We start from the raw sequence: 13722 nt of genomic DNA, 5'->3' as shown, positions 1-13722 counted from the left end.
GTTCGTCAGGAGCGGCGGCCCCACCAGCCTCTCTCAGCAACACGTCGCGCCAGCGACGTATAATTGCGCCCTTGGAAGCCGCTCCTTCGGAACGGCCGGGATCATTCCCGAAAGCATCGCCCTTGGCGATTGTAGGATTCACAGTAGTGCGTTCCGCACTCTGTTCCGAAAAACTGGGTTCGAAAGACAAGCTTTCTCACCCAGGAGACGATCGGACATGAAGAAGCCTTCCTCGAAAATCCGCGACGAAATCGCAAAACTGCAGGAACAGCTCAAGCTCGCCGAGACCAGGGAAGCCGAGCGGATAGGTAGGGTCGCGCTCAAGGCGGGCCTTGGCGAGATCGAAATCGACGAGGCGGAACTTCAGGCAGCGTTTGAGCAACTGACCAAGCGATTTCGGGGAGGGCATGGCGCTACGACCGGAGGGAAGAAGGGCGCCGGCGACAGCAGCGGACAAGCGTCGACCACGGAGGACGCGTCTGGCGCGGGCGCGGGCAGCGCTGGCGAGGCTTGAGCGCATGGCGAGGACGATGACATCCGATGCCCGCAAGAAGGACACGCGCGAAAAGATCGAGCTCGGCGGGCTGATCGTCAAAGCCGGGCTGCGCTACGAGAAGCGCGCGCTGTTGCTGGGCGCGCTTCTCGATGCCGCCCGCCGGATCAAAGGCGACGAGGGCGAGCGGTCCAGGCTCACGGCAATCGGCGTGGAGGCCTTCGGCAATGACGATCAATAGGATTGCGCTCGTCGTCGTGCCAGGGACGTTGATGATCCTGGTCGTCATCGGAATGACCGGGATCGAGCAGTGGCTTTCAGGCTTCGGCAAGACCGAGGCTGCGCGACTGGCATGGGGGCGGGCGGGGATCGCCTTGCCCTATGGTGCCAGTGCGGCGATCGGAATTCTGTTCCTGTTCGCGAGCGCCGGCTCGATCAACGTCAAGCAGGCAGGTTGGGGTGTCCTTGCCGGATGCAGCGGGACGATCCTGATCGCGGCTACCCGCGAAACGATGCGCCTTGCCGATTTCACGAAGGCGCTTAACGCCGACAAGTCGGTCTTGGTCTATCTCGATCCAGCAACGGCGATCGGAGCGGGCGTAGCACTCATGTGTGCCTGCTTCGCACTCCGCGTTGTGCTCATCGGCAATGCGGCGTTCGCACGTGTCGAGCCGAAACGCATTCAGGGCAAGCGGGCGCTCCATGGCGAAGCGGATTGGATGAAACTGACGGAAGCGGCGAAGCTGTTTCCCGATACTGGCGGTATCGTCATTGGCGAGCATTATCGGGTCGACAAGGACAGCGTTGCATCACAAGCGTTTCGATCCGACAACGCGGAAACCTGGGGCGCCGGCGGCAAGTCGCCGTTACTATGCTTCGATGGCTCTTTCGGCTCGTCGCACGGAATCGTCTTTGCCGGTTCCGGCGGTTTCAAGACAACGTCGGTGACGATCCCGACGGCACTCAAATGGGGTGGTACATTGATCGTGCTCGATCCGTCGAACGAGGTCGCACCGATGGTCTCCGCGCATCGCGGCGGAGCGGGGAGAGACGTGTTCGTCCTCGATCCCAAGAAGCCAGACATCGGCTTTAATGTCCTGGACTGGGTCGGCCGTTTCGGCGGAACGAAGGAAGAGGATATCGCCTCCGTCGCGTCATGGATCATGAGCGACAGCGGCGGCGCGCGCGGCGTCCGTGACGACTTCTTTCGCGCATCGGCGCTGCAGTTGCTCACGGCGCTCATCGCCGATGTCTGCTTGTCTGGTCACACGGATGAGACGGAGCAGACGCTTCGGCAGGTGCGCATGAATCTCTCGGAGCCGGAGCCGACATTGCGCAAGCGGCTGCAAGACATCTACGACAATTCCGGCTCGGATTTCGTGAAGGAGAACGTCGCCGCCTTCGTCAACATGACGCCGGAAACCTTCTCCGGCGTCTATGCCAATGCGGTCAAGGAAACGCACTGGCTTTCCTATCCGAACTATGCCGCCCTCGTGTCGGGAAAGAAATTCTCGACCAGCGATATCGCCGCGGGAAACACCGACGTCTTCATCAACATCGACCTCAAGACGTTGGAGACCCATTCGGGTCTTGCGCGAGTCATCATCGGCTCGTTCCTGAATGCGATTTACAATTGCGACGGACAGCTCAATGGGCGCGCGCTGTTTCTGCTCGATGAGGTCGCGCGCCTCGGCTACATGCGGATCATCGAGACCGCGCGCGACGCCGGCCGCAAATACGGGATTACGCTGACGATGATTTATCAGTCGATCGGCCAGATGCGTGAGACCTATGGCGGCCGGGACGCAGCAAGCAAATGGTTTGAGAGTGCCAGCTGGATTTCGTTCGCCGCGATCAACGATCCGGAGACTGCCGAGTACATATCGAAACGCTGCGGCATGACCACGGTCGAGATCGACCAGGTCAGCCGCAGTTTCCAAGCGAAAGGGTCGTCACGAACGCGCTCGAAGCAGCTCGCGGCTCGACCGCTGATTCAGCCGCACGAAGTCCTACGCATGCGGGCGGACGAACAGATCGTCTTCACAGCCGGCAATGCGCCGCTCAGATGCGGCCGGGCCATCTGGTTCCGGCGGGTTGATATGAGGGCCTGCGTCGGCGAGAACCGGTTTCATGCGATCGGCGGAAGGGGGAAGTAAGCTTCAAATTCGACGCCTGCGGTAAACGCCGATGAAACCAAACCGACTGTAACGTCTGCTGGCGAAGGGGGATAAAAGCTTGGTGCAAAAGAACGTCTTACCGTTCAGGAAAAACCGGAAGATCGCGAACAATCGCGCCGGCTTCAACGCGTCGCGCTCGACGCCGGGTCTTCACCGTCCCGATCGCGGCAGAGGCATTCCGACCGCGATTGTCTGGGCCGTGGTGATCGGCGCCGCCGGTTGGCTGTATCTCGAGCGCAGCGGCCATCTCGACAGCATCGCAGCCTTCGCCAGAACGCCGGGGCAAGATATGCTGTCTGCGCCATTCGTGTTGTGCGGCGACAGCCATCGGACGAACTGCATCGTCGATGGCGACACCTTCTGGTTCGGGGGCGAGAAAATCCGCATTGCCGATATCGATACGCCTGAACTCAGCCCGCCCCGCTGCGAGGCTGAACGGATGAAAGGTGAAGCGGCGAAATCCCGCCTGTTGACGCTGCTCAACGCTGGAAAATTCTCTCTGGCGGCCGGGTTCCGTGACGAGGACAAGTATGGACGCAAACTTCGAACCGTGTCTCGCGCGGGCAACTCGCTGGGCGATGTTTTGATCAAGGAAGGCCTCGCCCGGTCATGGGATGGGGCGCGACACGGATGGTGCCAGGGGCTGTGACAGCCATCATCGTTTTTCCTGCACGGGAGAGGGATAGGGGTTTGGGGAAGGGAGGAGGGAACCGTCCCCTTTCCCCATGCGAGGAAGTTTGAAGGAGGGGCATCGCCCTTCCTTCATGGGGTGAGGTTGAGAGGGGCGCAAAAGCCCCTCTTTCATAGCCGCTTCGGCCGGTCGATCCGGCTGGAAACGGCTCACGCGAAAGGCAAAGACCCGAGGCGGCGAGCCGCCTCTGGTCTCGGCCTCAATCTCCCGGGTCAAAAGGCTCTTTGTCCTCAAGGCCGATGTGCCATCGTTTGTCGGACCACCGGGACGGGAGGTAGATCTCATCACCGCCGAAGTGCGCAATGATGATCTCGTCGGCCTCGTGGAACAACCCGAAATCGACCTTGTTGCCGATCGCCCAAAGCAGCGCCGCAGACAGAAACTCGCGAGAGATATCGGCGGGAAGATGCACCTCCGCATCGAAATTTCGGCGCAAACTTTCAAGCCAGTTCGGCCGTTGATCCGGTAGCTTCTTGTCTTCGCCAACCAGGTGGGTGTTTTGATGCTTTGTCATCAGAGTCTCCTTTTCGTTTCTGACGAAAGGTGTCTGCACCGTAGCCGTGAGGGGTCAGGGAGCGCGGAACGCGGCCGCCGTGCGGCGAGCGGAGGAACCGATTTTCCCTGTGCCGCTTACGGCGCAGGGAAAATTGGAGTGGCCGCGATGTCCTTGACGCCGGAACGGCGGGTGCAAAATGGGGTGTCTGAGAGAGATAGAACCGCGTCCTGAAGGGACGCGACCGCTTGCCAGCACTGCTGGCGATAGGACGCTCTGGCTGGCTCCGTACAACGACATTGGTCACTGGCGGGGTTTCCTGCCGCCAGAGGATCGGTGCTCCCAAACGACGTTCGGCCTTTGGGAGCACGGCAAATGGAACCGAGCGGCGCCTCCCGCTCGCCAGATGAAGGTGCGGTCGGCGCCTTTGCTCAGAATTCTTCCCAGGTCTGCTTGACGGCGACGTTGCCGGAAAAGGCCCTCGCCACGGCACCCGCAATTCGGCGCGCCGGCGATGCGACGGGCCGGTTGGATGGGCCGGCCTCGGTGACGGAAGCCTGCCGGCGCATCTGCTCGCCAAACTGGAACTGGCTGATCAGGTCGCGAAGCCGGCGGGCCTCCCCAGCGAGTGTCGCGCTCGCGGCATTGCTTTCCTCGACCATGGCAGCATTCTGCTGGGTGACTTGATCCATCTGGTTGACGGCGGTATTCACCTCCACGAGACCGACCGACTGTTCCCGGGCCGATGTCGCGATCGAGTCCATATGCCGGTTGACGGTAACAATGTATCCCTCGATTGTTTTCAGGGCGGCACCGGTCTCGCTGACGAGCTTGACGCCATTCTGCACCTCGACCGAGGAGTTTCGGATCAGCTCTTTGATCTCCCTCGCAGCCTTCGCGGAGCGCTGCGCCAGTTCGCGAACTTCCTGTGCGACGACGGCGAAGCCTTTGCCGGCGTCGCCGGCTCGGGCCGCCTCAACGCCGGCATTGAGCGCAAGGAGATTGGTCTGGAATGCGATTTCGTCGATGACGCCGATAATGTTGGAGACCTGCTTCGACGATTGTTCGATCTTTTCCATGGCGTCGACAGCGCTCGCCACCACTTGGCCCGACTGGGCGGCACTGGTATTGGCCTGGGCGGCGATCTTGCGAGCTTCATCGGCGCGCTTGGACGAATTGGCCACATTCACCGTGATCTCGTCGAGGGCAGCTGCCGTTTCTTCGAGCGACGCCGCCTGCTGCTCGGTGCGCTTGGACAGGTCATCGGCGCTGCCGCTGACTTCGCGGCTGCCACTGTCAATGGCGTTTGCCGCGTCCGCGACGGCACTCAGGGTCTCGGCAAGCTGGCCGACGGCACCGTTGAAATCGGCGCGCAGCGTCTCGAATTCGGCAGCAAAAGTCTGCGAAAGCCGATAGGTCAAATCTCCGTTGGCAAGGTGCTTCAGCCCTTCGCCGAGACCCTGCGTGGCTTGTGCCATTGCCTCTGCCCGGACGCGATCGCTCTCGGCCTTACGCTGCCGATCCTCTTCTGTCAGGTTGCGCTGCTCCTCTGCTTCCTGTTCGAGGCGGATATTGGCGACGGCATTGGCACGGAACACTTCGACGGCGCCGGCCATGTCGGTGATCTCGTCGCGGCCGGACATGGGGACTTGAGTGGAATGATCACCGGAGGCGATACGGCCCATAACGGTCGCGAGCCTGATCAGCCGCCGCGTGACGGAGCGCCGGACGTAGAATAGGGCGCTGAGGGCGGCTGCAATCACGAGGAAGCTCGTTGCCGCATTGACGGCGACAGTCTGCTGGGTCACTCCCCGAGACAGTTCCGCGGCATTTCGGGCAGCTTGCTTTTCCTTCGCCGCAATCAATTTGACGTCGACTCCAAGAATGATGGAGGTCACCGTCAAATCATTCAGCATATCTGCGATCTGGCCATTGAGCTTGGCCTGGTCGGCTCGAAGCGCAAACAGCCCTTCGGGACCTCCGCCCTCGTTCAGGAGAGCCGTGGCAAGCTGTTGCAGCGCTGCACTGCCGCCTGAGGCTTTCAGGCGAGCCAGTATGCTGTCAATCTCCTTGGCGGAGGTATCATATTGATCTTTGATAGCGGGTAGTTCGGTCTCTGGCGCATCTGGTATGGCCGATATCAGCGTCGATATCTGGGCGGCCGCCATCTGGAGGTCGGTCAGGGCGCGGGATCGATCGATGCTGGTGTCCGCCGTTCCGGCCTGTGCGTTGCGTAGCATGGACGCCAGAGACTTGTAACGGGACAGAGCGCTGGCCACGCCCTCCTGCATGTGAAACTTCGACTTGATCCGGTCGGAAGATATGGATGTCAGCTGATTGAGCTTTGGTTGGAGGCTTTGGCTCGTCTTTTCCACCGAATCAAGTAGTTCCGCCGTCACTCCAAGGTCGCGCAAAGCCGTCAGTCGACGGCTTTGACCGGCGAGGATTGCTTCCAGGCGCTTCGAACTTGCGTCGAGCGAAGCGAGATCCGGCTCATAGACGAGATTGGGCGCCTCTGCGAGAAGGATGGCGCTTTCTTGCGCGAAGGCGAGGGATTCGGTGACGGTCGGGAGTGTTCGATCGCCGAGCTCCTTGACGATGCCGGAGCTTTTCATCGAATACCAGGACGAAGAGGCCCCGGCGATGGCTGCGAGGGCCGCAATGCCGACAAAAGCCGCCGTCAAGCGTCCGGCAATCCCGAAATTACGTCGGTCGTTGGATTTCGTTGCTGCTGGTGTCATGGGAGACGGCTCCTTGGAATCGGAGCGACCGCGGGCACACTGATCCCGCCACGCTCGATAGAGTGGGTTGAGTAATTACACTGATGACCTCGACTTCTGACGTTCGCCGGACCAAGCCAACGTCGGGGGTAGGCAAGCGTTCAGGGCTTGCCGTACAAGGCCTTGAGGTCGGTGTCGGTCAGACTGCTTGGCATCCAGAATTTTTCTGACAGGTCAGCACGGTAATTCGCTTTTGCCTTCTGGATGTCCCAGCCGTCCGGCTCATAAACATAGCGTTTGTGGATGGCTTTGCCCTCGAGCAGCGCGGCGGCGGCGCGAACAGCCGCGGCTCCTTGTTCCGGCCCGTATTCGGTGGCGACAGCATCAACTCCGCTTTCGATCCATTTCTGAAGAAAGCCGTTGTTCACCTCGCCGGTGATCGGCGGAACCTTTGCGCCATATTGCTGGAAGACATCCATGCAGGCGCGGCTCATGTCAGCGCCCGACGACCAGATGCCGTCGACCTTGGGGTTTTCGAGATAGAATGTCTCGCAAACCTTGTGGCCGTAATCATACGACCAAAGCCCGGCGTCCTCGGCAACGATCTTGATATCTGTGCCCTTGATGGCTTCGAGGAGTCCCTTGTAGCGATTGATGTCTTCCGGATGGGTTGGAAGTCCGCGCAGGACCCAGATATCGCCCTTGCCTCCCAGTTCCTTGACCAGGAACTCGCCCGAGACCTTTCCGAAGTTCTCGCCGCCGCCCTGAATATCGACGGTGTACTTGTCGGTTTTGGTGAGACCCGTGTGGACGATGACCGGAATGCCGGCATTGATTGCTTTTTCGATGCCCGCGTCCGCGGAAGTCGGTGAAACCGGCGTTATTATGATGGCGTCGACTTTCTGGGCGATTAGCTCATCGATATCGGCAATTTGCTTGGCCTGGCTGAGATTGGCATCGAGCACCACGAACTGCGAGATGCGCGGATCGCTCTTGGCAGCCGCCCGCGATTCGGCAGCCATTTGAGTAGCCCATGTATTGGCGTTGACACCAAAGTGGCTCATTCCGATTTTCCAGGGGCTCGCCTTCTTGAATTTATCGGCTGGTATCGTGCCCTCGTCGCCTGAACGAGCGACTACGCCGGTCATCAAGTCGACGTCTTCCGCTCTCGCACCATGGCCGAGGAGAAGCGCTGCCCCTAGTAGGAAAGCATATTGTTTCTTTTTCTCGAACCCGAGCACGGTCTTTTCCCTCACGTATCTTGACGATGGCGGCGATCACCAACCGGTTGAACAACTTCAGTCAGCGGATGCATATCGGATGTTGCTACCGCGACAGACGTCGAGAGACGCAGGGCTTTCACCCGCATTGCGACTGTCCACGTGCGGAGTGATTTCACTCCGACTTCTCTTCATTTCGGCTTGATATGCGAGAATTGCCGCCTGCGTTCGTTGGGCTTGCTTGAGAACCCCAAGCAAACTTTCGGCCGCCTTGAGAAAGCGTGCACCCTCTCGCTCCGCACTCTCGATCAGCGCGCGTTGCTGCGCGCTGTACGTTTGTTCCAAGGGAAAGTCGATAATTTCTGCCATGCCTTAGACTTCCTATTTCCCCAGCAAATCCCGATCGGTTGCCGAAAACTCCATCCCGGATGGACCCTTGCGACAGAGGAATCGAGCCTGATCCGCACGACTTCGTCCCGCCCAACCCGATCGTGGGATAATAGTTATTCAGAGAGAATGAATATTAGATTAAAGTCTTAACGATGTCGCCGGATCATTCCCGGAATGACGTTCAGGGCCGGTGCGTCGGAGCCGGGATATTACGATTACTCGGATTAGAACGGCGCCGTGCCATCCGCGAGAGGAGCGTCACGCGAATGCGCGGAGACCGTCTCGGGCTCCGGGAGCGCCAGCGAGTAGAGCCGTGCGGCTGAGCCGTCTCGCCAAGCTAGTCCCCCATGTCTCGCGAAACATCACGGCGATGAATCGACAGGCTTTCACCGATTCAAAACTGTCGTTGGACGCATTGGCAGGGATCGGCGATTCTGTGTGCATGGTCACGCAACCCTACCAGCTCTATGTCGAGCGATCGGATCCAGCCAGGAACATGGCTCGTTTCTATGCCATGCAGATTTCGGTTTCCTTGTTCGGGGAAACTTGTCTGACGCGAAGGTGGGGAAGGATAGGAACGTCAGGGCAGACAAAGGTCCACCATTTCCAACGGGAGGAAGAGGCGGTCAGCCTGTTCCTCGATCTGACGCGGCAAAAGAGAACACGTGGCTACCGACCGAGGGCGGCCGACCATCGCGCTATGCGCTAAAAGCAGGCCACCGGCGGCAGATAGCAGTAAAAAAAGGGTCGCCGTGGCGACCCTTGCGTCATTTGCGCCGGTCCCAGTCGGTCCCGAACGAAAACTCGATCTCGACGAAGAACGGGATCTTGATTGCGAGCTTCAGGCCGAGCTTTCCCTTGCGGAAGAAGTGACTGATCACCTTGCCGAGATTGCGGAGCCGGCGGCCCGTGTCTGCGAGGAACTTTGCGAGTTGTTGCATTGTTGGTTCTCCTTTCGAATTGCTGGTATCGCGGGGATCGAAAGCAGACCTCGAAAGAGGGCCGCACCGGAACGGTCGAAGCGGGAGCGGAGAACCTGGAGCCGCCTGAATTTTGATTGCGCGAGGAGCCGCATGCGGCGGGGAAAATTCTGGCGGCGCAAGGTTGCGGCGTGAGGTAGGGGCTGCAACATACCCTGACGTAGATGACAGCTGTGTCGGAAGGAGAGATGCGACGGCGCGGTGCTTCTCAGGCGGAAAGCACTGAAATCGGGGACGGTGATTGCCGAACGGAGCTCGGCTCTGAAAATGAGAAGGGGAAGCCGCCTCAGAAGGGCGGGTCGGCTTCGATGGCACCGACCTGCTCGGCCAGTTGCACGACGAGCTCGGCCCGTGCAAGTTCAAGCTCGCCCTCGATCTGGCGGCGCTCGGCCGCACCGCATGCGTTGTTCAGCTCTGCCCGCAGTTCTTCGATGTGCTGTTCGATCGTCATGGTCTCATCTCCTTGAGATCGTGAAAGATGAGCTCGCAGGGCGGGTCGGGATGGCGGGGTGAGGGATCGCAACGCGACCGGTGGAACCGGCGGGTGGGGGAGCCGATTTCGTGTTGGCGCCACAGGCGGCGGCGCGAAATTGGGGGAACCGCTCGTCCTTGAGGCCGCCATCCCGGCCCGGCACCATCGGGCGATCTGTGCGGCTATTCCCGTTTCCGTGTGGCACAAAAAAAGCCGGGACCGGGCTCGACGCCTGGTGCCGGCTTCGCATTTTGACGGCGGAGGCTCCGCCGATCGGGCGGAGCCTTGAGGAGGTCAGTCGCGGTTAGGGCGCGACCAGATCAGCTGCACGCCGTCTTCGCCTTCGACTTCCGCCAGCGTGGCGTAGATCGGAGCGGGGAAGCTCGGATCGTCCAGCTTGACCGAGAGGTAGTCGCGGCCCTGTTCGGAGGTCTTCTGCCAGGCGGCGCCGAGCTCGACGTTGCCGGCGTAGATGCGGAAGTGCGGCCCCTTGTCGGAGGGGTTTTCGACGCGGGCGATGCGGGCCTTGACGTTGAGGGCGAGGGTGCGGATCGAGCCGGAGAAGCCGTTTTCGGTGGAGGTGAAGGTGCCGATGGTAGCCATTGTCCAAGTTCCTTTTGCTGTTTCGGGCCGCGCCATTGCGGCCTCGATGGCTGTCGCAAGGACCGGGGACGATCGGACCGCACCTGAAGGGCCGCAATGAAATGGAGGGCGGCCGGGAGCGGCTTTTTTGCTTCGCGAGGAATGGCGGCGGAGCCGACAGGGGAAGAAAGTTGCGGACGGCCGTTGCGGGAGGACGATCGAGGCGAAGCCGCTCTCCGGTCAGACATGCCTCATCGAGCCCGCAAATGGAGCGCCGCTAACAACCGGCTAAGGGACGTGGCAATGGTCCCCCTCGAAGGTCAACAGCAATGGCGGAAAACGGACGAACGGCAAACCGCCTCGGAAAACGTCGAGGAACTCTGGCCTACTGCATAAGATTCTTCCGAGCGGCCGGCCACGATATCGATTACGCCAACGCCTACGATCCTGGTTCCCGCAGGGCGTCATGGCCGCCATCACCGAGGGACGAAGTAGCTTGAGCTGCCTATGTCGATCCAGGACGCCGAGGTGGCAGGCAATCGGCGTCGACTGGCCATAACCAGGGCTCTGCAATTTTCGGGTGTCGCAGTGCTATGCGGAAATGGAGGCAGGAAATCCGTAGCTATTATCGGAAAGCTCGGACGTCACTGCCATATCCAAAGAGTTGTCCGCGCGGCGAAAGACCTCGTAGGTGATCCTGTCGACTATTTCGTTGTTTTCTCCGAAGACCAGCACGCGTGGCTTGAGCTTGATGATGTCATCGACTTCGCAAAAGACGCTGGATGCGATGATAATCTCATCGCCTTGCTGGCACGTGCGAGCTGCCGCACCGTTGAGAATGCAGCACTTGGAGCCGGGATCACCATAGAGCACGTACGTGCTGATCCTCGCTCCGGACATCTTGTTCCAGATCTCCACATATTCCAGCGGTTTCAGACCGACCTCCCGGCAGAAGTCCGCATCGATCGTGATCGAGCCGTGGTAGTTCAGTTTCGCGTCGGTCACTCGAATGCCATGTAGCTTCGCGCCCACGTACTTTTCCACGACCTGCCTCCTCTCCAGTAAGTATATTCGCAATCTTACCTATATTTGTGCGATGCAGCATTCCGCAACAACCCACGCGGCGAACTGTGCTCCCTACAAACAACCTGAACAGGTGGGGAAGGGTGGAAATTCCCTTTGTCGCCAATGGCGCTGGACGTCATGCCCTCGAAACCGTCGGTATGAAAAGTCGGAATGACCGCCAGTTGCGTTTGATGGCGCGCGATATCGTTCAGGCGCGATTCGTCGCCCAGGAGGATTTATGCGTCAGCAGGAAAAGCCGTTCTTCGTCGAGAGGAAATCGTCCCGCAAACCCAAATTCGATGCAACGAGAGCATCGATATGGGGCAAAGTTGGACCTCAGACGGAATGAGGATCCACAAACCGAACCAAAACACAAAGCGCCGACGGCCGTCGCCGATGACGACGACCGTCGCTAACGCCTGGCGCGTTCAAGCTGCCTTGCTTGCGTTTTCCGTCGTACCCTGCAGATCGTGAAGATAGGTAACAGCGCGCTGCGCATGCGCCGCCGCCTGGAAGATGGCACGCCTGTCATTTGAAAGAACCTTCAACCAGGATTGAAGGTACGAGGCGTGATCCGGTCGCGGCTCCAGCTCCGGAGCGATACCGAGATCGGCGCATAAGAAGCAGCTACCGAGTTCGGCGATCAGCTCTTCGCGGGCGCGTTCGGATCGATCCTTGTGATAACGGCTGAGATCCCTGTTCAGCCGAAGCGGGGCGCCGACCCAATGCACGCTCTCATGGCTGAGGGTCGCCACATAGGAAGGCGCATCGCGAAAGTTCTCGAACGGCGGCATCTGGATGTGGTCGGTCGCCGGGGAGTAATATGCCTGTGATCCGCCATGCCGGATGACCGCCCCTGTGTTGCGGAAGAAACGATCGGCATTTTCAATCCGATCAACCGGATCGAGGGCTCGCGTCGGACGATGGTAGTAGTGGTCCGGTAATCCGTCGATCTGGTCAACGTTGAAAACGGAATATGCCTTGAGAAAGGGAATTTCCCGGTCGACATCGTTGCCGTTGCGGTCGGTCTCCGCCTTGGTGAAGCGGCTGGCGAACACGACGGTCGAGCCGGTTTCGCCTTTGCGAACCGCGGCGCCGAGCTCCAGCGCCTGCTTGAAGGTCATCCACATCGGAGAGGTAAACCCTCTCGCCATCCCCTCGGACCATAGGAGGAGCACGTTCATGCCCGAATAGGGCTGACCGTTGTGCCGTAGCGGCCGGGTAATCCGACTTTCGGTGTTCGCGGCATTCCATGGCTTCATCCAGGGACGAACCCCTTTCTCCAGATCGGCGACGATCCGGTCGGTAATCCTCGTATAGATGTCGGCTCGCTCGCCTTCGGCTTTCCTGCTCATGTCCAAAATCTCCTTTTCCGGGGCCGCGCCGATCGCGGCCCGTCGCGGAGGTCCGAAGGCAGGAGCGGAATGGCCTGCAGGGCACCGGAACGGCCGGAACAGCGTGGAGGACGGCGAAGCCGTTGCGGCGACAGGCCGGCTCCTGCAGGACCGGCGACAGGGACGGGCCGCGATCGGCCATCTCCTCAACTCCTTTCTCCGCCTTTCCGTAGGCTCAGGCATGGACATGCGGAAAGGCCGGCCCCGGAGTGGAGCCGGCTGACGCAATCCGGAATAAAAAAGGAGGGCGGGGCGGATGCCCCGCTCGATGGCTTCAGCCGAGCGCCGCCATTTGCGCATCGGCCGCTTTGCGGTCAAGTGAAGCGCCCGGATTGTCGACCGGGCGATCGAACGGCTTCCAGGTTTCACCGACCACGTGCTCGTAGGCCGCGACGGCGCCTTCGGCTGCCATCCGAAGCGCATGGGCCTGAACGCCCATATCGGCTGCGAACTCACGCTTGCGCTGAGCGGCGCTGTCATATCCGACCGGGCCGTCGAGATCCTCGTCCCGGGCATCGTTCGATGCCTTGGCTGTGGCGTCGCGGGCCTCCGATACCGCGCGGGAGTAGAACTGACCGGCGCCATGCGCTGATCCAACGAAGGCGCCGACGATGCGTTGGAGATGGATCTGCATCGCTTTCTCACCGAGACCTTCGGCGAGGCTTGCCGAACTCGCAGTGACCATCCGCTCATGCTCATCGCGGATCCCGTCGCTGTCGACCACGGCGGTCCCGAAGCTCTCAGCGATCTTGAGGGCTTGCGCGCTGTCGGGGCAGGTGAGGCGGACCATTTCGAGGGTGGCGCCCTTGCGGAGCTGCACGACGCGAGCGGACGAGCGGTTGGAAGTCGCGGGCTTGGCCATATCGGTTTCCTTTCTTCGGTTTCGTCCGAAGCGGCTCCGGCTCGTGCCGGTCTGCCCTTCGGTGCGGTCAAAAGGAACCGGCGAGGGACGGGCGCTTTCACAGGTCCGGGACGGCTGAGCAAGCAGAGCTGGCTTGCGGCCAAGCGGGGGCACCCTGCGCAGGGCGCGGGCTCGCTTTGCGAA

Annotated in this window: 16 protein-coding genes; 6 read left to right on the top strand and 10 right to left on the bottom strand. The window is 60.6% G+C overall.

What is annotated here, in order from left to right; all coding sequences use genetic code 11:
* The first annotated feature begins 217 nt into the window (after positions 1–217).
* From traC to J5286_RS22520, 4 genes are all read left to right on the top strand, one after another.
* Complete coding sequence (gene traC, locus J5286_RS22535; RefSeq protein ID WP_209193617.1) at positions 218–514, top strand: conjugal transfer protein TraC; 297 nt, start codon at positions 218–220, stop codon at positions 512–514.
* A 4-nt stretch (positions 515–518) separates the two neighbouring features.
* Positions 519–734 carry a type IV conjugative transfer system coupling protein TraD gene (gene traD, locus J5286_RS22530; RefSeq protein ID WP_174080901.1) on the top strand — a complete coding sequence of 72 codons (216 nt, stop codon included), beginning with the start codon at positions 519–521 and terminating at the stop codon, positions 732–734.
* Positions 721–2649, top strand: coding sequence for a Ti-type conjugative transfer system protein TraG (gene traG / locus J5286_RS22525; protein ID WP_209193616.1), 1929 nt, complete (start codon positions 721–723; stop codon positions 2647–2649). Before traD ends, traG begins: the two co-directional genes overlap by 14 nt.
* A 244-nt stretch (positions 2650–2893) precedes the next feature.
* The gene (locus tag J5286_RS22520; RefSeq protein ID WP_245206681.1) at positions 2894–3319 is read left to right on the top strand and encodes a thermonuclease family protein; all 426 of its coding nucleotides are present in this window, start codon (positions 2894–2896) and stop codon (positions 3317–3319) included.
* Positions 3320–3560: 241 nt separating this feature from the next.
* On the opposite strand, the gene J5286_RS22515 is transcribed toward J5286_RS22520, so the two are convergent.
* The 4 genes from J5286_RS22515 to J5286_RS22500 all read right to left on the bottom strand — a co-directional run bounded on the left by J5286_RS22515 (position 3561) and on the right by J5286_RS22500 (position 8163).
* Positions 3561–3875, bottom strand: a complete 315-nt coding sequence (locus J5286_RS22515; RefSeq protein ID WP_174158379.1) for a hypothetical protein — start codon at positions 3873–3875, stop codon at positions 3561–3563.
* Positions 3876–4285: 410 nt separating this feature from the next.
* Positions 4286–6595 carry a methyl-accepting chemotaxis protein gene (locus J5286_RS22510; protein ID WP_234909968.1) on the bottom strand — a complete coding sequence of 770 codons (2310 nt, stop codon included), beginning with the start codon at positions 6593–6595 and terminating at the stop codon, positions 4286–4288.
* 140 nt (positions 6596–6735) lie between these two features.
* The gene (locus J5286_RS22505) at positions 6736–7815 is read right to left on the bottom strand and encodes a substrate-binding domain-containing protein (RefSeq protein WP_348529307.1); all 1080 of its coding nucleotides are present in this window, start codon (positions 7813–7815) and stop codon (positions 6736–6738) included.
* A gap of 57 nt (positions 7816–7872) precedes the next feature.
* Positions 7873–8163 (bottom strand): hypothetical protein, encoded by a 291-nt coding sequence (locus J5286_RS22500; RefSeq protein WP_174158378.1) that lies wholly within the window; start codon positions 8161–8163, stop codon positions 7873–7875.
* Positions 8164–8554: 391 nt separating this feature from the next.
* On the opposite strand from J5286_RS22500, the gene J5286_RS31640 reads away from it, so the two are divergent.
* Positions 8555–8893: a WGR domain-containing protein gene (locus J5286_RS31640; protein WP_309568445.1), complete on the top strand. Its 339-nt coding sequence runs from the start codon at positions 8555–8557 to the stop codon at positions 8891–8893.
* Positions 8894–8951: 58 nt separating this feature from the next.
* Here J5286_RS31640 and J5286_RS22490 read toward each other — a convergent pair whose 3' ends face one another.
* The 4 genes from J5286_RS22490 to panD all read right to left on the bottom strand — a co-directional run bounded on the left by J5286_RS22490 (position 8952) and on the right by panD (position 11262).
* Positions 8952–9125 carry a hypothetical protein gene (locus tag J5286_RS22490; RefSeq protein ID WP_174158377.1) on the bottom strand — a complete coding sequence of 58 codons (174 nt, stop codon included), beginning with the start codon at positions 9123–9125 and terminating at the stop codon, positions 8952–8954.
* A gap of 325 nt (positions 9126–9450) precedes the next feature.
* Complete coding sequence (locus tag J5286_RS22485; RefSeq protein WP_174158376.1) at positions 9451–9615, bottom strand: hypothetical protein; 165 nt, start codon at positions 9613–9615, stop codon at positions 9451–9453.
* 315 nt (positions 9616–9930) lie between these two features.
* Positions 9931–10239 (bottom strand): DUF736 domain-containing protein, encoded by a 309-nt coding sequence (locus J5286_RS22480; protein WP_209193613.1) that lies wholly within the window; start codon positions 10237–10239, stop codon positions 9931–9933.
* 570 nt (positions 10240–10809) lie between these two features.
* Positions 10810–11262 (bottom strand): aspartate 1-decarboxylase, encoded by a 453-nt coding sequence (gene panD, locus J5286_RS22475; protein ID WP_174158374.1) that lies wholly within the window; start codon positions 11260–11262, stop codon positions 10810–10812.
* A 122-nt stretch (positions 11263–11384) separates the two neighbouring features.
* Here panD and J5286_RS22470 point away from each other — a divergent pair, with 122 nt between their 5' ends.
* On the top strand, positions 11385–11699 hold the full coding sequence (locus tag J5286_RS22470; RefSeq protein WP_209193680.1) for a hypothetical protein: 315 nt from the start codon (positions 11385–11387) through the stop codon (positions 11697–11699).
* 12 nt (positions 11700–11711) lie between these two features.
* Here J5286_RS22470 and J5286_RS22465 read toward each other — a convergent pair whose 3' ends face one another.
* On the bottom strand, positions 11712–12638 hold the full coding sequence (locus tag J5286_RS22465; protein WP_174158372.1) for an ArdC family protein: 927 nt from the start codon (positions 12636–12638) through the stop codon (positions 11712–11714).
* Positions 12639–12951: 313 nt separating this feature from the next.
* A complete protein-coding gene (locus J5286_RS22460; protein ID WP_034523062.1) occupies positions 12952–13539 on the bottom strand; it encodes a hypothetical protein in 588 nt (195 codons plus the stop codon).
* Positions 13540–13722 lie beyond the last annotated feature (183 nt).

Origin of the sequence: Rhizobium sp. 16-488-2b, from assembly GCF_017741815.1 — a bacterium.
In the GTDB taxonomy this organism is placed as follows: domain Bacteria; phylum Pseudomonadota; class Alphaproteobacteria; order Rhizobiales; family Rhizobiaceae; genus Rhizobium.
Note: the sequence above shows the minus strand (reverse complement) of the source record. Positions and strands in the feature narration are given on the sequence as shown.